Genomic DNA, 25,008 nt, shown 5'->3' with positions numbered 1-25,008 from the left:
ACAACTCAATTAGTATATCATGATATTCTCTTTCGGCAGACTCCTCTATTTTCATTCAACTTGAATCAATGGTACACTCTAAATAATCATTCTTTCCATACAAAAGGAGAATTTAGACTATGCTTGTTAAAAAAATCAGTCCCCGTGGTTATTGTTACGGTGTTGTTGATGCGATGAAACTTGCTCAACAAGCTGCACTAAACGATAACTTACCACGACCAATCCATATCTTAGGCATGATTGTCCATAATGCACACGTCACACGCGAATTCGAACGGATGGGTGTCTTGACCGTAGATGGTCCTGACCGTTTAGAAGCACTCGAAACGATCAAAGAAGGAACCGTCATCTTTACAGCACACGGAATTTCGCCAGCAGTCTATGCCCGCGCAGCCGAGAAAAAATTGACTGTCGTCGATGCAACATGCCCAGACGTCACCCGGACACATGACTTGATCCGGACTGTTGTCGCTGATGACTATGAAGTCATCTATGTCGGTAAACACGGTCATCCGGAACCTGAAGGAGCCGTAGGTGTGGCACCAGAACACGTTCATTTGATCGAAAAAGTCGAAGACATCGAAGCGTTGCCTGCTCATCTCGCTAATAAAAAAATTATCGTCACGAATCAAACGACGATGAGCCAATGGGATGTCCAAGCGTTGATGGGGCATGTCCGCGAAAAATATCCGCATGTCGAAGTGCATAATGAAATTTGTAATGCGACGCAAGTCCGCCAGGAAGCTGTTGCAGAACAGGCTGGTGATTGCGACTTAGTCATCGTCGTCGGCGATCCACGTTCAAACAACTCGAACCGTCTGGCACAAGTTTCATTTGATATTGCCGCAACGCCGGCTCACCGGATTGGTGATTTAACGGAACTCGATCTATCATGGCTCGACGGTGTCAACCAGGTTGGTGTAACATCAGGTGCTTCAACGCCAACACCCATTACTAAAAAAGTCATCGACTTCTTACAACAGTATGATCCTGCTGATATCAGTACGCATGACAAGACGCCGTTCCTCGAATTGCGCCGTATCTTACCAAAAGTTAAAATACTTTAAAAAAATGATTCCTGACCGTACTCGACGGTCAGGAATCATTTTTTTAAAGAAATTGAAACGGATTTGTATTCGTCTCTGAGACAAACAAGTCGACACCTTTGATGTTCTGTTTTTCAAATCGTTCTGCTAATAGTTTGACGACACCCTGTTTCATGACCGACTCAACGTGATGTCCGGGATCAACTACGGCAAGTCCAAGTGCCATCGCATCATGTGCGATATGGAAATATAAATCACCTGTCACTAATACATCTGCTCCGGCAAAGGCTGCTGTCGAAACATACTTGTTCCCGTCTCCGCCTAATACAGCTACTTTTTGAATCAATCGGTTTTCATCACCGACAAACCGTAAGTTCTCAACCCTAAAGGCTGACCGGACCTGTTCGGCAAACATTTTTAAGGGAACGGCTTCTTTTAATCGGCCAATCCGCCCGAGACCAAGTGACGGCGATTCAATCTCTTGACGAATCACGTCGTACGCGACTTCTTCATACGGATGGGCTTTTATCATCGCCCGAATGATTTGTTTTTTGTTTAATTCCGTGACCATCGTTTCGATTCGCACTTCTTTAACATGCTCCAGTTGTCCAGGTTGTCCTACATACGGATTCGCTTCCGCCGTTGCTTTAAATTGCCCGATTCCCGTCATGTGGAACTGACAGTCACTGTATGCTCCAATATGCCCCGCTCCTGCTTTCCCTAACGCTTCCGAGACCTGTTGCACGGCAGATTCCGGAACGAAGACAACGAGTTTATACAGTGTGTTTTCGAAAGACGGCACCAGAACCTTTGTATCCGTGATGCCTAATGCCGTTGCCATCAAGTCATTGACACCGCCTTCCGCGACATCTAAGTTCGTGTGGGCGACATAGACGGCAATATCATGTTTGATACATTTCATGACAATACGTCCCGCAGCCGATTGATCCGTCACTTTTGGAAGTTTGCTGAAAATCGGCGGATGGTGGGCGATGATTAAATCGATTCGTTTTTCAATTGCCTCATCCACGACAGACTCCAATACATCTAATGTGACAAGGACCCGTTTGACTTCTTTATTGAGTGTCCCGATTTGCAAGCCGATCGGATCTCCTTCAAAGGCAAATTTTTTCGGCGCAAATGTCTCAAACTGCTCGATGACTTGTTGACCGTTTGCCATCAGTTCGTCACCTCTTCCATTTTTTGAATCAACCGTTCGATGTTCGCGATTTTTCCCTGCAAGACATCCGAATCGTTCCCGCGCTGCATTTGTTCCAGGATATATTGTCGTTTTTGTTTTTCAGTCTGCCATTTTTCAATGAATGCCGGTGCCTTTTCCCGTGTCAATTGCGGACCAAAATACAATTCCCACTCTCGTTGTTCGACATCATCGGAATATAATGATTCTTCTCCTTTTTCCGCAACAAGAATTTCATAAATCTTCTCATTTTCTTTGACAATCGCTTCTGATAATAAGGCATAGCCGTTAGCGAGCAGCCACTTCCGCACATCAACGGCATCGACGTTTGGTTGTAAAATCAATCTTTCTTCTCCGGATAAGTGATTTTTGCCTTCTTCTAAAATCGAAGCAATCAACGTTCCGCCCATTCCGGCAATCGTTACTGCCGTCACTTCACCCGGTGTTAAGACAGTCAGGCCACTCCCGAGCCGGACATCGACTTTATCTTCTAATTGAACAAGCGCAACCTGTCCTTGTGCCGCTTCCATTGGTCCCACGTTGACTTCACCGGCAATCGCGCGTTCAATCAAGTTTTGCTGGATACAGTAACAAGGCACAAAAGCGTGATCGGATCCGATATCTGCGAGTACGGCTCCTTGTGGAATATAAGACACGACTTTTTGTAGGCGTTGATCAAGTATGACGTTCGTTTGCATGTATTTCATCCTTCCTGATTCATGTTCTCATTTAAAAATAGCGGACTTGGCGTAAAAAAGAAACAGTCGTTTCCCTAAAATTCATCACAAAAAAACATCCATCTCGGAGAAGAGACGGATGTTGATTGACTTATTTCTTTGCAGCGAGCCATTTTGCTAAAGCAGCGGCTTCTTCGTCATTCGCAAGACCGCCAGGCATTTGCCCTTTACCGTTCATAGCGATTTCTTTAATTTCTTCTTCTTTCAGCTTCGCGCCGATCTTTGTTAAGTTCGGACCGACTCCACCTTCAAGATTTCCACCGTGGCATCCTGTACATCCTTTAGATGCAAACAGATCTTCCGGCTTCATTTCAGCTGTTGATGGACCTTTTTCTGCTTGTTTGACCTGATCGACCCCAAAGTATGACAATGAAATCATGGCGATGATGGCGATGATCGCAATCGATGCGAACGGTACTAACGGATTACGCATTTGGATTCCCCCCCATATTCTCTACCCAACCAAGTTGGTGACTGAATGGTATTCCCCGTTACTATTCTACTGTAAAAAAAACAGAGAAGGAAGAAAAAAACAAAACTTTTTCTCCCTTCTCACTAAAATTTCATATTTTCTTCACACTTTGAATTAATCGAGGAAATCTTTTAGACGTTTTGAACGACTTGGATGACGTAGTTTCCGTAACGCTTTCGCCTCAATCTGACGAATCCGTTCACGTGTGACACCAAATACTTTCCCGACTTCTTCAAGTGTGCGTGTCCGACCGTCGTCTAGACCAAAACGAAGACGTAACACATTTTCTTCGCGGTCCGTCAACGTATCGAGGACATCTTCGAGCTGTTCTTTCAATAACTCGTAGGCCGCTGCATCTTGAGGGGCTGTCGCATCCTGGTCTTCAATGAAGTCTCCGAGATGTGAATCGTCCTCTTCCCCGATCGGTGTTTCCAGCGATACCGGTTCTTGTGCAATCTTCAGAATCTCACGTACTTTTTCCGGTGTGATTTCCATTTCTTTCGAAATTTCTTCCGGAGTCGGTTCACGTCCTAAATCCTGAAGTAATTGACGTTGGACACGGATCAATTTATTGATCGTTTCGACCATATGAACCGGAATCCGGATCGTCCGTGCCTGATCGGCAATTGCACGTGTGATGGCCTGACGAATCCACCAGGTAGCGTAAGTCGAGAATTTATATCCTTTTGTATAGTCAAACTTTTCAACCGCTTTGATGAGTCCCATGTTTCCTTCTTGAATCAAATCAAGGAACAGCATGCCGCGACCGACGTAACGCTTCGCAATCGAAACGACCAAACGTAAGTTAGCTTCCGCTAAACGTTTCTTAGCTTCTTCGTCGTTCTGCTCAATTCGTTTCGCGAGTTCGACTTCATCTTCGGCGTTCAATAGATCGACACGCCCGATTTCTTTCAAGTACATCCGGACAGGGTCATTGATTTTAACGCCCGGCGGGACCGAAAGATCGTTTAAATCCGCTTCTTCCTTGTCGTCACCCGTCCCATCGTTATTGACCTTGATGCCTTCTGTTTCGAGCAGTTGAAGGAATTCTTCGAATTGTTGCGCATCCATCGATTCAAACGAACTGAGTTTATCCTCGATTTTTTGATGCGATAGTTCACCATTCTTGTGTCCGAGCGCGATTAGTTCATCCTTCGCGAGACGGAGTATTTCCGCTTCTGATCTTGCTTTTTCTGCCATCGAACCATACACTCCTTCCACATCATGCAGCAGGTCATCGATCTTTCAAACGTCGTTTCCGTTCGATGATCGCCTGCATTAGCTCCGCTTGAGCACGGATATCTGTTTGTTGACTCAACTGCGACTTTTCCTCGTCCAGCGTCCGTCGTTGCCGTTCGTTTTGAACGGCACGAATATAATGACTCAATAAATCCGGATCATATTCCGGCATTAACATAAACTCCAGATCCGCTACGATTCGCTGAAGCGATGCATCGTGGAGCATCGTCAGAAAACGATCAGGATCCGCTGGGGTGTTTGTTCCGTAAAATTCATATAGTTTCCCTGCAATCAGTTGATGGGCTGGATCGTTAAACGCCACACCAAGCTGATCACGTACCTCAAGACCTACTTCCTCTGAACGGATCATATAAGCGAGCAGAAAACGTTCGGCTCGTTTCCAATTCGAGAAAGTACGGTCCTGAGGAGAAGAGGTTACGACTTGTGTCTCCTGCCGTCGCTCTTGTTTCGGTTTAGCCTGTTGCGGTTGCAACGGCTTAACTTGCGACAACAGTGATTCTTTCGACAAGTGGAACTCTTCAGCCAGTTTACCTAAATAGATATCGCGTAACAATGGATTGGCCGTTCGACCAATCTCCTCAAGCATAGTTTCAATATAACGGACCCGTTCTCCTTCTAATCGAAGGTTTTTTCCTTGCCGAAAATAAAAAGATTTGAATTCAAGGCTTGAAATCCGTTCCTGCTCGATTAAACGAAGAAAGGTCTCTTCCGACTGTGTACCGATAAAAGAATCGGGATCTTCTCCATCCGGAAGACGAATCACAGAACAATCGACCGCAACATCCTCCAATAAACGTAATGCTTTAAGGGTCGCGGCACGTCCCGCTTTGTCTCCGTCATAACAAACTATGACTTCATCGACGATTCTACCTAAATTTTGAGCATGAACGGGAGTCAGTGCCGTTCCAAGAGAAGCTACCGTATAGGGTATACCCGCTTGAGCGACACGTACAACATCCAAATTCCCTTCGACAAGTAAAACCTGCTTATTTTTCCGCATGGCACCACGTGCCTGGGCAAAACCAAACAACAATTCGCTTTTGTTAAAAAGAGGGGTTTCCGCTGTATTCACATATTTCGGGTCTCTTCCGTCAATGGAGCGACCACTGAATCCAACAATCGTGCCATCACGATCTGAAATTGGAAATACGACCCGTCCATTAAATCGATCGCGATAATCGCCATCTCTGCCTATTGAAATCAGGCCTGCTTCTACCATCTCATCCAAATCAAAGTTACGCCGTGCCAATGAATCTACCGTAAACCGGTCCTGGTCCGGTGCGTATCCCAACTTAAATTCCCGCATCGCCGGTTCCTGGATGCCCCGTTGCTCGAGGTATTCTCTTCCAGCGTCACCGGCAGCTGTCTGCAACATGACTTCATGGTATAAATCCGCTACAATCCGGTGCGCTTCCCGCATCCGATATTTCTTTTCTTGATCGGGTGTGGACTCCGTTTGATCAGACCGTTCAAATTCTGGTAATTTGATGTCTGTTCGATCCGCCAGCTTGACGACGGCTTCCGGAAAACTCATCCCTTCCGTCTCCATGACAAAAGTAATCGCGTTTCCCCCTGCCCCGCATCCAAAGCAGTAATACATGCCTTTATCAGGAGAAACAGAAAAAGAAGGGGATTTTTCAGAGTGAAAAGGACATAACCCTGAATAACGATTCCCTTGTTTTTTTAATTCTACACGTTCTGATATCAATTCAACGATATCCGTTGCTTGTCGGACTTGGTCAACCAATTCGTCAGGAAGCCGTTTCAATTGGTCACCTCTCCTTTCGAACGTTTATATACATATACCCGCAATGAAACGGAACGAATACTCGTTCCGTTTCATTAGAAAATTTGCATCATCTCATTAAGCAGCTAGATTAGTATACTACGTGAAAGCATACTTTACTAGTCATGTGATTTGCCGGAAATCCCTGTCAAGATGAGATTCGCCGTTTCCTCGACCGCTTTATTTGTCACATCGATGACTTGGCAACCAATCCGGTCATACAGATTTTTTGCATAATCGAGTTCACGATTGATTCGATCCATCTGTGCATAAGCGGCTTCCGGTTTCAGTCCAAGCGAACGGAGACGTTCCATCCGGATGTCAATCAGCTTCTCGGGAGAAATCAATAATCCAAAACATTTTTCTTTCGGGATATCAAACAGTTCTTCCGGTGGAATCGATTCCGGGACGAGCGGTACATTCGCAACTTTGTAACGTTTTAACGCCAAGTATTGAGACAACGGCGTCTTCGAGGTACGTGATACACCAATCAATACGATATCCGCCCGTTTGATACCGCGCGGATCGCGACCGTCATCATATTTCACGGCAAATTCAACGGCTTCGATTTTCCGGAAATATTCTTCGTCCAGCCGGTAAATCAGTCCCGGTTCTTCTTTCGGCTGCATCCCAAGACGTCCCTCCATTGTATCCAGTAACGGACCCAACAGATCAATCGCCTTGACTTCGTGTGCATGTGCCGTTTCAGCAAGAAGCCGGCGATGGGTGGCATGAACGATGGTATAGACGATTGTCGCCTGCTCTTCTTTTGCGTGTAACACTAAATCATAAATGACTTGATCGTCATCGACGAATGGAATCCGGACTGTTTCAATCGCTTGTTCCGGAAACTGAATCGCTGCTGCCCGCACGACCAATTCACATGTTTCACCAACCGAGTCACTTACTACATAAATACGTTGTCTCATCTGCGAACCCCCCTATTAAAGTTCTTCATCTCGTGCCAGCGCGACCAACACTTTTGTCATGTTCGTCTTCGTCATGCGTCCGACGACTTTTAAGATTCCGTCCACCTGCTCGACGACCGGCATGGAATCGATCTGTTTTTCGATGAGTTTCATTCCTGCTCCGATCAATGTCTCTGATTTCTCACAAACCGTCAGATTCGGCATCCGTGTCATGATGATGTTGACCGGTAACGAGTCCAGTTCCTGATTTCCGATTGCTGCCCGTAAAAAGTCTTTCCGCGACAAGACACCGACTAACGCATGGTCTTTGCCGACAACGAACAGCGAACCGACGTCTTCGAGGAACAGATGAACGATCGCATCGTAAACCGTCATTCCTTCATGAATCACTTTCGCAGAAGACATGAATTCGCCAACGGTCAACGTATCCAGTTTTTCATGCAACATGGAGGTATTCTTTTTACCGACATACATATAACCAACGCGGGGACGTGCTTCCAGCATGCCGGTCATCGTCAAAATCGATAAGTCCGGACGTAAGGTCGCCCGCGTCAAGGAGAGTTCAGATGCAATCTGCTCTCCTGTGATCGGACCGTTTTCTTTAACGATTTGGAGTATTTTTTTCTGCCGTTCATTTAACTTCATCGGCTCATCCGTCCTTTATTCACACTAAAGTGAGTGCATTGAATCGTGCGACTTGTTCGATCGCCGTCGCAAACCGCTTCATCTCGCTAAGACGATTCGTCCGAACTGCGTTGTCATCCGCCATGATCATCGTTCCATCAAAATAAGCAGTAATGGCCGGAACACTCGATTCGAGCACTTGAATCGCTTCGTTATAGTCAGAGGCTTGAACTGCTGCTTCGACTTTTGGAATCAGTTGCTCGATTTGTTCATGCAAGGCACGTTCTGCTTCATTTTCAAAGAGCGCTGGATTTACCGCCACAACCGTCTCTGCTTTTTTCGAGATGTTCAAGACACGGCTGAGTTGCTCCACTGTCTTCTTAAAGGTTGGTTGTTGTGTGGCCTGTTCAAGCATCGCTGCCCGTTTTTCATTTGCTTCGACTGTTAGCTTCGGCTCAAGTGCCGCTTCGATGACATCATGACGATATCCTTTTTCCGATAAGCGGAACTTTAGACGCTGATTGAAGAAGTCTTCCATTGCTGCTTTAACTGTTTCTGCATCCGCTTGATAAAGACCTGCTTTTAATTGAGAAGACACGACGAAATCGATTAGCTCTGACAACGTCATCTCAATCTGACGGTCTGAAAGAATCTGAACGATTCCTTGAGCTTGGCGTCGTAACGCATATGGATCAGCCGAACCGCTCGGAATCATACCAACACCGAAGAATCCAGCCACGCTGTCCATCTTGTCAAGAACAGCTAATACCGTACCGGTTGGTGTGCCTGGACTTTCATCCCCGGCAAAACGTGGCAAGTAATGTTCCCGGATCGCCGCTGCGACTTCAGCGTCTTCCCCTTTCATGTTGGCGTAACGTTCACCCATCATACCTTGCAGTTCTGTGAATTCATACACCATCTGGCTCACAAGATCGAACTTATAAATCGTTCCGGCACGTTCGACTTTCGCTTTATCCGCATTGAATCGTTCCGCCAACTGCAGCGCCATCCCGCGCACACGACGGACTTTTTCACCTGTCGTTCCAAGTTTTTCATGGAAGACGATTTTATCAAGTCGCGCTGCTTGGGCATCGATGTCCGCTTTTTTATCTTCTTCATAGAAAAACTGTGCATCGGCAAGACGTGCCCGAATGACTTTTTCGTTTCCGCGGGCTACGTTCTCGAGATGCATCGCATTCCCGTTACGGACAGTGACGAAGTAGTGCAGCAACGTTCCGTCTTTTTTAACCGGGAAATAGCGTTGGTGTTCCTTCATCGTCGTGATCAGTACTTCTTCCGGCAATTCGAGGTACGCTTCGTCAAATGCTCCGAATAACGCAGTCGGATATTCGACCAGATTCGTGACTTCCTCAAGTAGCGTCGGATCAATCGGCACTTCAAAACCTTCTTGTGTGCTGAGTTTTTGAATTTGTTCCTCAATCAACCGGCGACGCTGTTCGTAACTGACAATGACATGTTCTCCGGCAAGTGCCTCAACATAGGCATTCGGTCGTAAAATCGTAATGTCCTGTCCAAGGAAACGGTGTCCGCGTGTCGTCCGCCCAGTCGCAACATTTGCCACCTCAAACGGAATCACTTGATCATCCAGTAAAGCAATCATCCAACGAATCGGACGCATGTAGCGTAATGACTGCGTGCTCCAACGCATATTTTTCGGGAACGACATCGCTTCAACGATTTGTTTGAGTCCCGGTAAAAGTGTTGCTGTTTCTTGCCCTGATTCTTTGCGCGTCGCAAAGATGTATTCGATCCCCTTCTCTTCTTGAAGGAACAGATCATCCGTCGTCAAACCTTTACCGCGTGCAAATCCTTGGGCGGCTTTTGTCCAGTTGCCGTCCGCGTCCACTGCAATCCGTTTCGCCGGTCCTTTAAGCGTCTCTTCCAAGTCAGTCTGACGTTCCGACATACCGGTTACGAGAACGGCCAAGCGACGTGGCGTCGAAAATGATTCAATCGCGTCGAACGTGATACGTGCTTCATTTAAGAATGTCGTCACACGTTCTTTTAATTGTGTCTCCGATTGTAAGACAAAACGGGCAGGCATTTCTTCAAGACCGATTTCAAGTAATAACTCATGCATGCGATTCACCAGCTTTCGATTTAATCAATGGGAAACCTAAACGTTCCCGTTCTTCGATGAAACTTTGGGCACAGCGGCGCGACATGTTTCGGACACGGTGAATAAAGCCCGTTCGTTCCGTGACGGAAATCGCCCCTTTGGCATCCAACAGGTTAAACGTATGTGAACATTTCAAGATATAGTCATAGGCCGGGAAGACGAGGTTCTCATCGAGTGCCCGGTTGGCTTCTTTTTCGTATTGATCGAACAATGTGAACAAGAGATTGACATCAGATGTCTCAAACGTATACTTCGAGTGTTCGAACTCCGGCTGGTAGAAGATATCGCCGTATTTGAAGCCGTCTGTCCAGACCAAATCAAAGACACTTTCGACATCTTGGATGTATGATGCGAGTCGTTCGATTCCGTACGTGATTTCAACTGCGATCGGATTACATTCAATCCCGCCGACTTGTTGGAAGTACGTGAACTGCGTGATTTCCATCCCGTTCAACCAGACTTCCCATCCGAGTCCGGCGGCACCGAATGTCGGGTTTTCCCAGTTATCTTCGACGAAACGAATGTCATGTTCAAGCGGATTGATGCCGAGCAATTCAAGACTTTGTAAGTACAGTTCCTGAATGTTGTCCGGTGACGGTTTCATGATGACTTGGAACTGATGATGTTGATACAAGCGGTTCGGGTTTTCGCCGTAGCGTCCGTCCGCTGGTCGGCGTGATGGTTCTGTATAACAAACGTTCCAGGGTTCTGGTCCAAGACTTCGTAAAAACGTCATCGGATTCATTGTTCCGGCGCCTTTTTCCACGTCATAGGCTTGCATCGTCAAGCACCCTTGTTCAGCCCAAAATTTTTGCAGTGTTAAGATCATTTCCTGTACTGTCATCTTCAAGACTTCCACCTCCAAATTTATGCGGGAACGCAAAAACGTCCCTATGTACAACAAGGTTGTACATAGGGACGAGACGAGCCCGCGGTTCCACCCTACTTGCATGCGTCGGCATGCCACTCTTTGACCGGGAACACTCAAAAATGCCGTTCGCACCTGCTTCATTTCCGGCTCGCACTATCCCGAAATCGCTTGACTGAACATCAGGTGTTACTCCTTTTTCTCATCGTGTTCGTTTAGTTAGTTCTTCCGCACCTATTCTACCGAACGTAGAGCGCATCTGTCAATCGTCTCCGAGGTTCAGTAATTGATCGAGAACCCGTTTCGAACGAAGGCGGAGACCGCTGTACCGTTCCATATAAGCATCCATGATTTGACGCAATAAACGTTTCGTTTCCGGCTTCACCTCGACTGTACCAATCCGGGAAAAGTCATAAACGGAAAAGACATACAACATCTTCGCCACGGATTCCGTCAAAGAAACAGCATGTTCATCTTCATGACGATGTCGTCTGCAAAGTAAACCACCGTGATTCAACGAAAAGGCAAACGGCGCTTCGGCACTGCCACAAATCGTACAACCATTTAAGTGCGGGGCGATTCCCAGATGACGTAATAACCGGAGTTCGATGATGAAGGAGACGACATCCGGGTCGAGTCCTTCGTCCATCGCTTCAAGACCATCGACAAACAAATCATAGAGTGCCGGCTGCGGGACCCGTTCATCAAGTGCTTTATCTGCCAGTTCAAGAAGATACATCGCATAAGCCATCAAAAACACATCTTGACGAATTTTCGAATACCCTGTGATGACGTCTGCTGATTTTAATTGACCGAGACCACGCGAACGTGGATACACGTAAATGGCCCGGATAAACGGCTGGCTCGCTGCATTGAAACGGCTGCCGGGTTTTTTAGCACCACGCGCCATGACGGCGAGCTTGCCATATTCACGTGTCAACAGTGTAATGATTTTATTCGATTCACCATACACGACCGTCCGTAAGACAAGCCCTTCCGCCTTATCAATCATCGATTAATACTCGTCGTCTCGGAATCCGAGTTCACGCAGTTGACCTGCTTTGTTCCGCCAGTCTTTTTGAACCTTCACCCAAAGGTTCAAGTAGACTTTTGTTCCAAGCAGCATCTCGATGTCCGTCCGTGCTTCTGAACCGATTTCTTTTAACAGGGCACCACGTTTGCCGATGATGATTCCTTTTTGTGAATCACGTTCAATCAAAATCGTTGCGTGAATATCGACCATGTTTCCGTCTTCACGTGTCTTGATCTGATCAATGGCGACAGCAATCGAGTGCGGCACTTCGTCACGTGTCTTCTGCAGGACTTTCTCACGAATCATTTCCGAGATAATGAATCGTTCCGGATGATCGGTGATTTGATCCGCCGGATAGTACATCGGACCTTCCGGTAAGATTTTCGAGATTTCTTGCAGAAGCGGTTCGACATTATTTCCTTGAAGAGCAGAAATCGGAACGACTGCTGCGAAGTTCAATTCGTTTTGATACGATTCGATGATTGGCGGGATATCGTTCGGATGAATCAAATCGACCTTATTCATGACAAGAATGATCGGTGTATCCAAATCCTTCAACTTCTCGATGATGAATTCGTCACCTTTACCTTTTGGTTCGGTCACGTTAATCATGAAGAGAATTGCATCAACTTCACGTAAGGCGTTTGTCGCAACTTTCATCATGAAGTCACCGAGTTTGTGTTTCGGTTTATGGATTCCCGGTGTATCGATGAAAATCGTTTGCACATCATCTGTCGTATAGACACCTTGAATCTTATTCCGTGTCGTTTGTGGTTTATCCGACATAATGGCGATTTTCTGTCCGATGACACGGTTCAAGAACGTTGATTTCCCAACGTTCGGACGACCGATAATCGAAACGAATCCTGATTTAAATCCTTCTTTAAACATGAAGATCTCCCTTCGTGAATGCACCCGGTAAGAGAGCACCAACTGTCGTTTCCGTGACGTCACCCGTCAGGTTCGTCAAGTAGACCGGCATATCCGCGTCACACATTTCAAACAGAACTTGACGGCATTGTCCGCATGGTGCGACAGGTCCTTCCGTATCTGCTACGACAGCCATCGCTGCGTATTCACGTGCATCTTGTGCCCATGCCGAGAAGATCGCTGTCCGCTCAGCACAGTTGCAAAGACCATACGCCGCATTTTCGATATTACAGCCATGGAAAACCTGTCCGTCTTTCGTGAGCAAGGCAGCTCCGACTTGGAATTTTGAATAAGGAACATACGCTTTTTGGCGTGCAAGTTTAGCCTGTTCGAGTAATTGTTCTGTTTTCATGTCATTTTTCCCCTTTTAGGAACGGTATTGGCCAAAAAAAGGCCGGATTCTTATTGTACCAAATATGGAACGAAGATGCATAGTGCAATCGCAATTGATGTAAGCGCCAACACAAGCACAGCTCCGCTCGCGATATCCTTTGTTGCTTTTGCAAGCGGATGCCATTCTTCCGTGACGAGGTCAACGGTCCGTTCAAAGGCGGTATTGAACATTTCCGCACTGATGACTACGCCGATTGTTAAACATAAAATCGCCCGTTCCATCCATGTCAACGGTAAATACAAGGCAAGCGCCAGGACAATCAACCCAATCGTAAAATGGACCTTCATATGCCGTTCTTCCTTTACCGCCTGACGGATCCCGTTCATCGCATGGGTGAATGGTAACCACCACGTCTTCACAATTTTCCTCGGTACAGTTCAAAGTGATGCAGGATTTCCTCCTGACGCTTCGTCATGATCTCTTCATCTGCCTTTTCGATATGATCGTATCCGAGAAGATGCAGGAAACCATGAACGGCCAGGAACCCAAGTTCCCGTTCGAAATGATTCCCGTATTCCGCCGCCTGTTCCCGGCAACGTTCCACGGAAATGATCAAATCTCCAAGCACAACTGGTTCATCCTCAAGCAATTCAAAATCAATCTCATCTTCTCCCAGTTCATCCATCGCAAACGAAATGACGTCCGTTGCTTGATCCTTCCCACGCCATTCCCGGTTGATTTGCTGAATCTCATCATTTGTCACGAACGTGACGGATAATTCACTGTTCGCTTCAATCTTTTCTTCTGTTGCGGTATAGACCAAAATCGCTTCCACTAATTTCAGTTGTTCTTCCGTCAACAATGTACCTTCATCTGTCATGTAAATATTCATGTAAGTTCCTCTTTCTTTAATTCAGGATATTCAATCCGTTCATGGAATAACCCGGATAACGTGTGGCAGGCGCTTTCACCGACCCGGTAAATGTCACGTGTCGTCAGTTCACAGTCCGAAAATTGATCATCCAACAATTTTTCGCGAATGATTTTTTTGACCAGTTCCTGAATGCCCTCTTCAGTCGGAGACTTCATGGATCGGACCGCTGCCTCGATGGAATCGACAATCATGATGACTGCCGCTTCGCGCGTTTGTGGTTTCGGACCCGAGTAACGGAAATCCGCTTCATTGACTTCACCTTGTTCCGTTGCCTTGACGTAAAAATAACGGAGTAATGACGTACCATGATGCTCCCGGCAGATATCGACGATGACACTCGGTAACTTTTCTTCTTCCAACAGTTCCACTCCGTCATCCGTATGGGCAAGAATCACTCGAGCGGATTCTTCCGGTGTCAGACGGTCATGCGGATTAAGTCCATGCTGATTTTCAATGAAATAGAGCGGACGCCGTGTTTTCCCTAAATCATGATAGTACGCACCAACGCGGGCAAGCAACCCGTCCGCGCCAATCGCTTCACAAGCCGTCTCGGCAAGATTTGCGACCATCATACTGTGATGATACGTTCCCGGAGCCTCGACCAATAGTTTTTTTAACAAGGGATGGGTCGGGTTTAACAATTCCAAGAGACGTGTCGGGGCTAAAATACCGAATGTCATCTCAAGAAACGGTAATAATCCAATCGCCAAGATCGCACTGAAGATACCACTGACAACGGCAAACCCTAACAGAATCGACGTCTCTTTCACTTCCAACTGTCCACTACGCATGAGTACGAAAGCGAGGAAAACCGCTACGTTCGCTAAAGCAATCGTCAAACTGCTGACGAAAATCCGCCGGCGTGACAAGCTGGAACGTAGGAAATAGGTGGCCACTAACCCGCCGACCAATAAGTAAATCGCGATATTAAAGCTGAAATTTTGGTTCGTACTGTAGAAAAAAGTACCTGCTAGAGCCATGAACAAGGTACTGGATAAAGCGATTCGCTCATTCAATAAATTACGCAAAACTAACGCTGAAAATGCAGTCGGCGTTAGTAAATACAGAGCCGGATTAATATCGTCTGCCAAGAAAGCCATCCCGTACGTCACGACAAGTTGCAATATCACAACTAAATACACCAAACTGAACAGCTTTACTCTGCCCATCTTTGCATAACGTAAGTTGGATCGACTGATGAATCCGAACAACAACAGTGTCATCAGAGCACTGACAATCAACGTTCCAAACAAAGGTTTAAGGGATTGCCGGTCAGAAATCAGACCGACGAGCTGCAGTTGACGGTAGGCATCCTGGGAGATGACTTCTCCCCGTTTGACGATGACTTCTCCCTCAGAAATCAAGACCGGTTCCACTTTATCGCTGGTCTGCTTACGCAACTGCTCTGTTTTCTCGGGATCGTACACATAGTTCGTAACAATCAATTGATCAGTCAGCGTTTTTCCGACAGCCTTCATCGAAAACGATAAGGCGGACCGTTCAATATCAAGTCGTGCATTTTCACGCGCTTCCGCCACTTCACCGCCATCAGAAGAAATTCGTTGCCGCATCGCTTCCTCAATGGCCGTAATCACAACGTCGCGTGTCGTCGTCCGCATTGCTGTAGACGATGTGGCAAGAAGCCGCAATTCATCGTCTTGCAGTAAATCCGCTGCTTCCGTTCCCCGGAGCCGCTGTTTGATTCGACCGATGTCTTCTGCTTTTTTAATGCCTTTAAGACTTGCAAACAGTTGCTCGACTTTATCGATTTGCTGTGCAGCATATTCCTGTTTAATCGTGTATTGGCTATCAATTGCGGCTACCGTATTTTCTTTCAGTAACCGGGTGGCTTCCCGGTCTTCCATCGTCAGCGGTGACCGAATATCTTCTTCTGCAATCGAAAATGGATCTGCTGACAGTGCTTCGGGCCGGACACTGACATACATCATCGTCGAAACGATGATGTAAAAGCCGAGTGTCAGCAGACTGATCCACATACCTACTTTGCGCATCCGTTCGTCTCCTTTCCACTTCAAGACTCACCTGTTGCGCTTCAATCGAGTTCTTGACTATACGCATCAATGATTTTCCGAACAAGTGGATGCCGGACGACATCAGCCGAACTAAAGTGTTCAAAATGAATGCCGCGAACATTGCCAAGTAAATTCAACGCTTCTTGTAAACCGGATGCTTTTCCCCGAGGTAAATCAACTTGCGTTAAATCGCCTGTGACAATCATCTTCGAGTGAAAACCAAGACGTGTCAAAAACATTTTCATTTGTTCTCTTGTCGTATTTTGCGCTTCATCCAAAATGACGAAAGCATGCTCCAGTGTCCGCCCCCGCATATAGGCGAGCGGTGCAATTTCAATCACACCCCGTTCCAACAAACGGGCTGTGTGTTCCACACCAAGCACGTCATGTAACGCATCATAAAGCGGACGTAAATACGGATCGACTTTTTCTTTTAGATCCCCCGGTAAGAATCCGAGATTTTCCCCTGCTTCAACTGCAGGTCGTGTTAATACTAATCGTTTGACATAACCTTCTTTTAAGGCCTTTGCTGCCATGACGACCGCTAAATACGTTTTCCCGGTTCCGGCCGGTCCGATACCGAATGTTAAATCACATTTTTCAATTCCCCGGACGTAACGGGCTTGACCAAGTGTTTTTGCCCGGAGCGGTTTTCCCTTGTGATTCGTATGAATGACCGTATCGTATAATTCGAGTAATTCATCGACCCGGTCTTGTCGCGCCAGTTGAATTGCGCTTGTTGCGTCACGTTCCGTTAAGACGGCTCCCCGATCAACCAGTTGCTTTAAGACACCGACGACCTGTTTTGCTAACACGACAGACCGTTCTTCTTCCGCCTGCGCCAGCAATTCATCACCACGATGGGTAAGTTGGACTTCCAGCTCCGCTTCCATCGTTTTTAGTACGGCATCGTTCGGTCCTACGAATGCTTGAATCTGTTCTGAATTCGAAAATACGAATGGGATTCTTTCATTGAATATCACGTTATGATTGGCCTCCTAATGATGGATAACAGTACGTCATCTCTATAAATCTGTTCTAGTCCACTTTATCATTTAAGAAGATTAGATGGAAAGAAAAACCCATCCTCAAGATGTGGTTTCCTTGTTTTAACTCTTTTCGTTTTCTATCCTTGCTGAGCCCGTGATTTTCCCATCGTGTCTTCACAAAAAAAAATCAGCTCTCCACTTACACGAGAGCTGACCTGTTTTTAACGATGCGGGGATTTTGACGCCCGTTTTGATACCGGCGGTCCAAGGACTTCGCTCCAGATGATTGCCTGGCGGATTTCCTCTTGCGTTGTCTGCATCCCTTTTTTCTTATCCCGTCTTTTTCCAATCTCATCACTTGAAATACTTCCAGTGATCTTGCCCAGATTCGATCGTGATTGTTTCTGAGCTTTCACACGATCCCGTTCATCCAAGCGTTGTTGCAATTCGGTCCGCTGATGCTTGACCGGTTGTGTCTGCTTTGGTTGTTTCCGTTTGATCGGAGGTGGAACCTCCCGATTTTCCGGAAGCTTCGTTTCCACTTGATCGACCATTTTCTTGACATAGTCGCCAAATTCTTTAGAGGGAACACGTGTTGAAGAACTGGTCTTCTTTTGATCGGCTGCTTTTGAGATAACCGAGATTACACCAAAGGCAATCATCAGTCCGACCCAAATTAAGCTTTCCATCTAGATCATCCTTTTATTGTGTGTCGTTCGGCGATGATTGACCACCGATGGCTTGACGCATCTTCGTATCAGCCGTCACGTTCAAGTAGTTGGCATAATCCATTACACTGAAGTTTCCGTCACGCAGTGCTTCCGCAATCGCAAGCGGGACTTCCGCTTCTGCCGCCACGACTTTCGCACGCATTTCTTCGACACGTGATTTCATCTCTTGTTCGCTCGCAATCGCCATCGCGCGACGTTCTTCCGCTTTCGCTTGAGCGATGTTTTTATCGGCTTCCGCCTGATCCGTCTGAAGAACGGCACCAATGTTTTTACCGATATCGATATCGGCAATATCAATCGAGAGAATTTCGAATGCTGTTCCTGAATCAAGACCTTTCGCAAGGACCGTCCGGGAAATCATTTCCGGATTTTCAAGAACTTCTTTTTGATCTTGACATGAACCAATCGTCGAGATGACCCCTTCACCAACACGGGCGATGACGGTTTCTTCACCCGCACCACCGACGAGGCGGTCGATATTGGCACGGACCGTAATCCGAGCTTTTGCTTTAACTTCAATCCCGTTCATTGCAACACCGGCAATGAATGGCGTTTCGATGACTTTCGGGTTAACGGACATCTGTACGGCTTCAAGCACGTTCCGACCTGCTAAATCAATCGCTGCCGCCCGTTCAAAACTGAGTTCAATATTCGCACGGTGTGCCGCAATCAAGGCGTTGACGACACGGTCGACATTACCACCGGCAAGAAAGTGACTTTCCAGTTGGTTTGTATTGAGGTTGATTCCTGCTTTCACTGCCTTGATCAATGGATTCACGATTTTTGACGGTGTAACACGACGGAGTCGCATTCCGACTAATGTAAAGATGGAGACACGGACCCCGGCGGCAAGTGAACTGATCCAAAGCGGGATCGGGACAAGCGTAAAGAAAATCGCGAGGAAAATAAGTATTCCTCCTGATACGAGTAGAACGGTCAATAGTTCGGGTGTCATATGAGTGACTCCTCCTTCGTTTTTTGGACTCGAACGATGACTCGTCCGTGTGTGACGTCTTGCACGACGACTTGTTCACCGGCGTTAATAAAATTCCCTTCCGTGACAGCATCGACTCGATTTCCATCAATCTCAATCGTTCCTGCCGGGCGAAGTTGTGTCAAACTAATCCCGATTTTGCCACGCAGTTGTTCTTTATCTTGATGAGAGAGATATCCTTTTTCCGACGATGTGGAGTCTGTTAAAATCAAACCTCGCCATAATAACGATTGGTTCGATTTGATCCGACGATACGCCCAAAATCCGGCAGCAAGCGATAAAAAGACTGCCAAACCGACAGCAAGACCCACCTGACCGACCGTCGCACCCGCCATAATCAAGCTGGCAAGAACTGCGCCGATGCCAAGTACGCCGAATATCCCGAACCCTGTCACGAATATTTCGACCAGCAACATGAGGACACCGATCATGAAGACCGCTAAAATCATCCCTAAGCTAAAAGACATTACTTCGTTCACCCCTTTTTCATCAGAATCAGACGACAACATGTTTCATCTTTCTGAACATGGCTCATTGTTACTTTTATTATATACGCTTTCATCTTAGAAAAGGTTTCATAACTTTTATCAATTTTCGAATTTTTCCGATTTTATTGCATAAAAAAAGGCATCCCGGAGGACACCTTTCAAAACGGGTTAATGTAGTTGTTGTTTAACAAGGCGATTAATTAAAGCACCGTCCGCTTTACCCTTAAGTTGCGGCATGACGACACCCATTACTTTCCCCATATCCGAAGGAGCCGAGGCACCCGTCTGCGCAATTGCTGCGTTGACGATTTCCTGAACTTCTTCTTCCGAAAGTTGTTTTGGCATATAAGCTTCGAGCACGATTATCTCTGCTTGAATCTTCTCGACGAGGTCGTGACGATCAGCGCGTTCGAATTCTCGGAGGGAGTCGTTGCGCTGTTTCATCTCACGTGAGAGTATAGTTAGCTCTTCCTCATCAGTTAATTCTTGCTTACCGAGTTTAATCGCTTCATTTTGCAGGGACGACTTCACCATCCGAATCGTCGTAAGACGATCTTTCTCACGCGAACGCATGGCTTCCTTCATATCCACTGTCAAACGCTCTTGAAGACTCATGAGGATACACCCTCTCTTACGTTAGAACTTCTTACGCTTACGCGCAGCCTCCGATTTAAGCTTACGTTTTACACTTGGCTTTTCGTAGTGTTTACGTTTACGAACTTCAGCAAGCGTACCATCTTTTGAAACACCACGTTTGAAGCGACGAAGTGCGTCTTCAAGTGATTCATTTTTACGTACACGAGTTTCCACTAGTTTTCCCTCCCTCCGATATTACCGACTAAAGGAAACGTGTCAGACACGTCATACAACATTATAGTAGGAATATACAAAATGGTCAATAGTTGATTAACCAGTTTTGCTTCATTCCTGAGATGTTCCTTTTTGTTCTTTTCTATAGTCTCATGTTGCTCCCGTATTTACAACAAATTCATGATTATTCAACTAAAAAAACCGAAATATTTTGTAAGCGTTTTCTGAAATTTTATGAAATGTTTTGTCAAAATGGTGAATGATGTGTCAAAATAGACACAGTTATCTGAAAAAGGAGTTGTTTTCATTTGAAAGAAGCCAAGCGAATCATTTGGGGATTGATTTTAGGAGTTATCCTCGGAATCATTCTCGCCATGTTACCAGACAAATCTATTTACGAAGGATTGAATAAGTATGCGCTTCAACCAATCGGTACGATCTTCTTGAACCTGATTAAGATGCTCGTCGTCCCGATCGTCTTCTTCTCGATTTCCCTTGGAGTCATGGGACTCGGAAATCCAAAAGAGCTTGGCCGTGTCGGCGGAAAAGCCATCACGTATTTCATGACGACGACAGCTGTTGCCATCGTCATCGCACTTGGTTTGTCGTTACTGATCAAACCGGGTACGTTTGGCAACTTTGCGACGGACAACTTGAAATATGACCAAGGCAACTTACCGGATACGAGTTTGATCAATACGATTGTCGGTATGTTCCCGACCAATCCGATTACGTCGATGGCAGAAGGCAACATGTTACAAATTATCGTCTTCAGCGTCTTCATCGGTTTCGGCATCACGTTCCTTGGCAGCAAGGTCTCGACATTACGTTCATTCATCGAACAAGGAAATGACTTGATGACGTATTTGATTGGGCTCGTCATGAAGATGGCCCCGCTCGGCGCATTTGCATTGATTGCTTCCGCCGTAGGTGCACAAGGATTTGCTTCGCTCAAAGCGATGTTCTTCTACATGATGGTCGTGGTACTTTCTCTAATCATTCATTCGTTGTTGACGTACGGATCAACCGTTTCACTGCTCGGAAAAATGAATCCGTTTTTCTTCTTTAAAAAGTTTGCTCCGGTCATGCTGTTCGCCTTCTCGACTTCATCGTCGAACGCGACATTACCGGTCGCGATGCAGACAGCGCAGCGTGAGCTGAAAGTCCCGCGCTCGGTATCCAGTTTTGTCCAACCGCTCGGAGCAACGATCAACATGGATGGAACGGCGATCATGCAAGGGGTCGCGACGGTCTTTATCGCTCAGGTGTATGATATCAACTTGTCACCGGCGCAACTAGCAACCGTCGTCCTGACTGCCGTTCTCGCGTCTGTCGGAACAGCCGGCGTACCGGGTGTAGGTCTCGTCATGCTGACGATGGTTCTCCAGTCCGTCAATCTGCCTGTCGAAGGGATTGCCTTGATTATCGGTGTCGACCGTCTGCTTGATATGATGCGGACAGCCGTCAATATCACAGGTGACGCCGCTTGTGCCGTTATCGTCGCAAAATCAGAAGAAGGTAACCTGAACGAAGAAGAGGAAGAAGACGAGCGTTACGCTTAACTTTTCCTTAGATGAAAAACGCGCTACCCTCGTGAGTCATTCACAGGGGCGGCGCGTTTTTGAGTTGATTATTTTTTTAGGACGTACGAGCTGAGCGGATCAACCGTCACGTTGCCTGATACTTTCTTCAGTGTTTTTGTTCCGGCGGTTTTACCATCGACGATCACATTCCATGTTCCTTTTGGTAACGTCATCTTGACGGCTTGACGTTTCGCATTGTGAACGACATAAAGATCTGTTTTTTGCTGAGGCGCATCATCTGATAATTGATACGCTACAACCTGCTTTGGTGACGATGTGAACGTCAGGTAGCGGCGGATGTCTTTTGCTGTTCCTAAATGAAGAGCAGGATTTGCTTTCCGGACTTGAATCAGACCTTTCATATAGTCGACATCAGTTTGACGGTCCATTTTACGTTTCCAGTCGAGCTGGTTAACGGAATCCGGTGACTTGTACGAGTTGTGGTCGCCGCCTTTTGTCCGCATGAAATCTTGACCGGCATGGATGAATGTTGTTCCTTGTGACGTCAGCAGAATACTTGACGCCAAGCGGTGCATCTTTGTTTTCGTCGCATCCGTATCTGTCGGATTCGTTAAGTTCAACTTATCCCATAATGTGTGGTTATCATGGGCTTCGACGTACGTGATGGCTTGATTCGGTTCTGCTGCGAATCCCGTGATGTCTTTGCTGTACGCAATCTCACCGACGATTCCGCGTTTAATGCGTGTTTCAAGACCTGTTTTACCGTTGATGAAACCGGCATCCGTGTCTTCAAAGACACTTCCTTTAAGTGCATCGCGCAAGTTATCGTTGAAATGAGCGATTCCCGGCATTTGCTTGGCATTCGTCTGGTTGGCTTTGTCTGCTTCCGGAAGCGGTGTTTCGAGACTCCAGCCTTCCCCGAAGACAAGAATCGACGGATCGATTTTAGTTGTTGTTTTTTTGACGGCATTCATCGTCTTGACGTCATGAATCCCCATCAAATCGAAGCGGAAACCGTCCCACCGGTATTCTTTTGCCCAGTAGGCGACAGAATCAACAATCAATTTATGCATCATTTTCCGTTCGGAAGCCGTATCGTTTCCGACACCTGTTCCGTTGGCGAGATCGCCGCCTTCCGTGTAACGGTAGTAGTAACCCGGAACGATTTTATCGAGATTCGATGCTTTCGCGTCAAACATATGATTGTAGACAACATCCATGACGGCACGAAGTCCGTTATCGTGCAAACCTTGAATCATTTGTTTCATTTCTTTAATCCGGACTTTTGGATCGTACGGATTCGTCGCGTAAGAGCCTTCCGGTGCATTGTAGTTTTTCGGATCATAGCCCCAGTTGTATGTTTTAAGCGGATTCGTTTCGTCGACAGAAGCCGTATTGAAATCATAGACCGGAATGAACTGGACATGCGTGATGCCAAGCTCTTTCAAATGATCGAGTCCTGTTTTCGTTTTCGTTTTTTTACCATCCTTCAACAAACGTGTTCCCGGCTCGACAACACCGAGATACTTTCCTTTTTGCTTGATGCCTGAATCGTACGTGTTTCCTGTGACATCAAACATCGACAAATCCCGGACATGTGTTTCGTAAATGATGGCATCAGTTGTTTGTTTCAGCGGCATTTTTGATTTTGTCCAACGTTTTGGGTTCGTCTCTTTCAGGTCGACGACCACTCCTTGATCTCCGTTGACAGCGACGGCTGTCGCATAAGGATCAACGGCGCGTGTCGTTTCTTTAGCGTGTTTGACTTCATAGGTGTATCCTGCTCCGTCAAGATCGCCTTTGATCGTTACACTGAAGACCCCGCGGTCGCCACGGACCATCTTCACTTCACGGACGATATTCTTTGTAGTGGCCGCTTGTGTTTTCGGTAATTTGTAGAGTTCCAGTTCGACGGCTTGCGCAGTCGGTGCCCAAACGCGGAACGTCGTTTTTCCTTTTTGATAGGACGTGCCGAGTTTTCCATCATACGCATATTTTTTGTCAAAAGCATCGGAACGCAACACGTTTCCTGCTTCTAAAATCCCTTCCCCGAACACCGGGTGCGAGACCGTAATGACATCTGCTAAATCAATGTCCGTCGTGACGGTTACTTTTAACGTCTTCGCATCCACTTGTGTGACAAGCGGATTGACGAGTCCTTTAAAGGTCAGCGTTTTTAAATCTTCTGACGTAATCGGCGAGTTCGTTTTCAACGTCATCGTCTTAAAATCATCGGCCAGGAAACTTGTGAATTTTGGCGTCCGATCGATATCCGGTTGGCTGTAATAAACCGTTTGATCGCCTTCAATCAGCCAAATATCCTTCGCTCCCGCATAATAGAAACGATCCGCTCCGTCTTTTTCAGACCATCCTTCGATATGAGGAATGATTCCGACAAGACGTTCCTTCGTCTTATTCGCCAGTATGACGTTTGCTACAGCGCCAAATGCGTCTTGACCGTCAAATTCAAACCGTTTTCCATCCTGAGCGTTTGGCCATGCCCACACCCCGTACTTCTCGTAGTCATTGTCATACCGGTAATAATGAATGTTCGTGTTGACGGACTCGACGTCATTGCCGCCCGTCGGATTAACCGGTGAAACTTCTTTGCTGCCCGATTCAATCCAAACTTCGGCAACACCGTCTTTGATCATGTCTTTTGTGATGAAGCGGTCGTTTTCCGAACCGGCATCTTTGTTCCAGGAATCATCGCGGACGATGAAACCGATTTTCTCCGGTTGATCAACCGGAAATTCGTAAGCGGCAATTTTTCCGTAAGCATCTTGACCGTTAAAGGCATGTGCCTTGTTCGGGAAATAATCCGGCCCATTTGCCCACAACCAGAGATTCCAATCTTTTTCTGACGTTTTATCTTCTTTGTAGTGAATGATGACCAGTGTCGATTCTCCTTTTTCCAGTGCCAGACCATTTACCGGAACTAAACTAAACATCAGTGCAAACGTTAGCACAACTGCACAGACTGATCTCCATCGATTCATGCCGTATCCTCCTTGGATTTATGTAATCGTTTTCATTTTCATTCTCCATTCGTTCGGCTGCTCTGTCAAAGCTTATTTTAGTTCACTAAAGAAAATAAGACTTTTGGACCAACGCGGACGTATGACCAT

Annotated in this window: 24 protein-coding genes; 2 read left to right on the top strand and 22 right to left on the bottom strand. The window is 46.5% G+C overall.

From position 1 onward, the window contains the following. Nucleotides 1–119: 119 nt before the first annotated feature. The gene (locus AC3IRK_RS04505) at nucleotides 120–1,067 is read left to right on the top strand and encodes a 4-hydroxy-3-methylbut-2-enyl diphosphate reductase (protein WP_114596400.1); all 948 of its coding nucleotides are present in this window, start codon (nucleotides 120–122) and stop codon (nucleotides 1,065–1,067) included. Nucleotides 1,068–1,110: 43 nt separating this feature from the next. Here the strand turns inward: AC3IRK_RS04505 and AC3IRK_RS04500 are convergent, their stop codons facing one another. The 21 genes from AC3IRK_RS04500 to rpsU form a co-directional block, all read right to left on the bottom strand. Next, a complete protein-coding gene (locus tag AC3IRK_RS04500) occupies nucleotides 1,111–2,226 on the bottom strand; it encodes a Nif3-like dinuclear metal center hexameric protein (RefSeq protein ID WP_489170448.1) in 1,116 nt (371 codons plus the stop codon). After that, a complete protein-coding gene (locus tag AC3IRK_RS04495) occupies nucleotides 2,226–2,942 on the bottom strand; it encodes a tRNA (adenine(22)-N(1))-methyltransferase (protein WP_131503961.1) in 717 nt (238 codons plus the stop codon). The genes AC3IRK_RS04500 and AC3IRK_RS04495 overlap by 1 nt, the downstream gene beginning before the upstream one ends. 130 nt (nucleotides 2,943–3,072) lie before the next feature. Further along, the gene (gene cccA, locus AC3IRK_RS04490) at nucleotides 3,073–3,414 is read right to left on the bottom strand and encodes a cytochrome c550 (protein WP_026828975.1); all 342 of its coding nucleotides are present in this window, start codon (nucleotides 3,412–3,414) and stop codon (nucleotides 3,073–3,075) included. Nucleotides 3,415–3,567: 153 nt separating this feature from the next. Next, entirely contained in the window at nucleotides 3,568–4,653 is a 1,086-nt protein-coding gene (gene rpoD / locus AC3IRK_RS04485; protein WP_012369736.1) for an RNA polymerase sigma factor RpoD, read from the bottom strand. A 34-nt stretch (nucleotides 4,654–4,687) separates the two neighbouring features. Then, complete coding sequence (dnaG, locus tag AC3IRK_RS04480; RefSeq protein ID WP_131503960.1) at nucleotides 4,688–6,481, bottom strand: DNA primase; 1,794 nt, start codon at nucleotides 6,479–6,481, stop codon at nucleotides 4,688–4,690. 137 nt (nucleotides 6,482–6,618) lie between these two features. Continuing rightward, entirely contained in the window at nucleotides 6,619–7,428 is an 810-nt protein-coding gene (locus tag AC3IRK_RS04475) for a pyruvate, water dikinase regulatory protein (RefSeq protein WP_026828977.1), read from the bottom strand. A 15-nt stretch (nucleotides 7,429–7,443) separates the two neighbouring features. Next, nucleotides 7,444–8,073, bottom strand: a complete 630-nt coding sequence (ccpN, locus tag AC3IRK_RS04470) for a transcriptional regulator CcpN (protein ID WP_026828978.1) — start codon at nucleotides 8,071–8,073, stop codon at nucleotides 7,444–7,446. Nucleotides 8,074–8,092: 19 nt separating this feature from the next. Further along, the gene (gene glyS / locus AC3IRK_RS04465; RefSeq protein WP_131973204.1) at nucleotides 8,093–10,153 is read right to left on the bottom strand and encodes a glycine--tRNA ligase subunit beta; all 2,061 of its coding nucleotides are present in this window, start codon (nucleotides 10,151–10,153) and stop codon (nucleotides 8,093–8,095) included. Then, nucleotides 10,146–11,036 carry a glycine--tRNA ligase subunit alpha gene (gene glyQ / locus AC3IRK_RS04460; RefSeq protein WP_131973283.1) on the bottom strand — a complete coding sequence of 297 codons (891 nt, stop codon included), beginning with the start codon at nucleotides 11,034–11,036 and terminating at the stop codon, nucleotides 10,146–10,148. The genes glyS and glyQ overlap by 8 nt, the downstream gene beginning before the upstream one ends. A 286-nt stretch (nucleotides 11,037–11,322) precedes the next feature. Then, nucleotides 11,323–12,072, bottom strand: coding sequence for a DNA repair protein RecO (gene recO, locus AC3IRK_RS04455; RefSeq protein ID WP_131503958.1), 750 nt, complete (start codon nucleotides 12,070–12,072; stop codon nucleotides 11,323–11,325). Nucleotides 12,073–12,075: 3 nt separating this feature from the next. Next, on the bottom strand, nucleotides 12,076–12,984 hold the full coding sequence (gene era, locus AC3IRK_RS04450) for a GTPase Era (protein WP_012369729.1): 909 nt from the start codon (nucleotides 12,982–12,984) through the stop codon (nucleotides 12,076–12,078). Next, nucleotides 12,977–13,375, bottom strand: coding sequence for a cytidine deaminase (locus AC3IRK_RS04445; protein ID WP_114596407.1), 399 nt, complete (start codon nucleotides 13,373–13,375; stop codon nucleotides 12,977–12,979). Before AC3IRK_RS04445 ends, era begins: the two co-directional genes overlap by 8 nt. A 50-nt stretch (nucleotides 13,376–13,425) precedes the next feature. Beyond that, nucleotides 13,426–13,776, bottom strand: a complete 351-nt coding sequence (locus tag AC3IRK_RS04440) for a diacylglycerol kinase family protein (protein ID WP_131503957.1) — start codon at nucleotides 13,774–13,776, stop codon at nucleotides 13,426–13,428. Beyond that, entirely contained in the window at nucleotides 13,773–14,249 is a 477-nt protein-coding gene (gene ybeY / locus AC3IRK_RS04435; protein ID WP_131503956.1) for an rRNA maturation RNase YbeY, read from the bottom strand. The genes AC3IRK_RS04440 and ybeY overlap by 4 nt, the downstream gene beginning before the upstream one ends. Then, nucleotides 14,246–16,303 (bottom strand): HD family phosphohydrolase, encoded by a 2,058-nt coding sequence (locus tag AC3IRK_RS04430; protein WP_131503955.1) that lies wholly within the window; start codon nucleotides 16,301–16,303, stop codon nucleotides 14,246–14,248. The genes ybeY and AC3IRK_RS04430 overlap by 4 nt, the downstream gene beginning before the upstream one ends. 41 nt (nucleotides 16,304–16,344) lie before the next feature. Continuing rightward, a complete protein-coding gene (locus tag AC3IRK_RS04425; RefSeq protein ID WP_131503954.1) occupies nucleotides 16,345–17,307 on the bottom strand; it encodes a PhoH family protein in 963 nt (320 codons plus the stop codon). A gap of 227 nt (nucleotides 17,308–17,534) precedes the next feature. Beyond that, nucleotides 17,535–18,002 carry a hypothetical protein gene (locus AC3IRK_RS04420; RefSeq protein WP_131973205.1) on the bottom strand — a complete coding sequence of 156 codons (468 nt, stop codon included), beginning with the start codon at nucleotides 18,000–18,002 and terminating at the stop codon, nucleotides 17,535–17,537. A gap of 13 nt (nucleotides 18,003–18,015) precedes the next feature. Beyond that, nucleotides 18,016–18,999, bottom strand: coding sequence for a flotillin-like protein FloA (gene floA / locus AC3IRK_RS04415; RefSeq protein ID WP_131503952.1), 984 nt, complete (start codon nucleotides 18,997–18,999; stop codon nucleotides 18,016–18,018). Then, entirely contained in the window at nucleotides 18,996–19,505 is a 510-nt protein-coding gene (locus AC3IRK_RS04410; RefSeq protein WP_131973206.1) for an NfeD family protein, read from the bottom strand. The genes floA and AC3IRK_RS04410 overlap by 4 nt, the downstream gene beginning before the upstream one ends. Nucleotides 19,506–19,694: 189 nt before the next feature. Then, nucleotides 19,695–20,141, bottom strand: a complete 447-nt coding sequence (locus AC3IRK_RS04405) for a GatB/YqeY domain-containing protein (protein WP_026828988.1) — start codon at nucleotides 20,139–20,141, stop codon at nucleotides 19,695–19,697. Nucleotides 20,142–20,162: 21 nt separating this feature from the next. Further along, entirely contained in the window at nucleotides 20,163–20,336 is a 174-nt protein-coding gene (gene rpsU, locus AC3IRK_RS04400) for a 30S ribosomal protein S21 (protein WP_012369719.1), read from the bottom strand. Nucleotides 20,337–20,644: 308 nt separating this feature from the next. Here rpsU and AC3IRK_RS04395 point away from each other — a divergent pair, with 308 nt between their 5' ends. Then, nucleotides 20,645–21,898: a dicarboxylate/amino acid:cation symporter gene (locus tag AC3IRK_RS04395; RefSeq protein WP_188005236.1), complete on the top strand. Its 1,254-nt coding sequence runs from the start codon at nucleotides 20,645–20,647 to the stop codon at nucleotides 21,896–21,898. 68 nt (nucleotides 21,899–21,966) lie between these two features. On the opposite strand, the gene pulA is transcribed toward AC3IRK_RS04395, so the two are convergent. Continuing rightward, nucleotides 21,967–24,879 carry a type I pullulanase gene (gene pulA / locus AC3IRK_RS04390; protein ID WP_489170447.1) on the bottom strand — a complete coding sequence of 971 codons (2,913 nt, stop codon included), beginning with the start codon at nucleotides 24,877–24,879 and terminating at the stop codon, nucleotides 21,967–21,969. Nucleotides 24,880–25,008: the final 129 nt, after the last annotated feature.

Source organism: Exiguobacterium sp. GL_137 (assembly GCF_057834585.1).
Note: the sequence above shows the minus strand (reverse complement) of the source record. Positions and strands in the feature narration are given on the sequence as shown.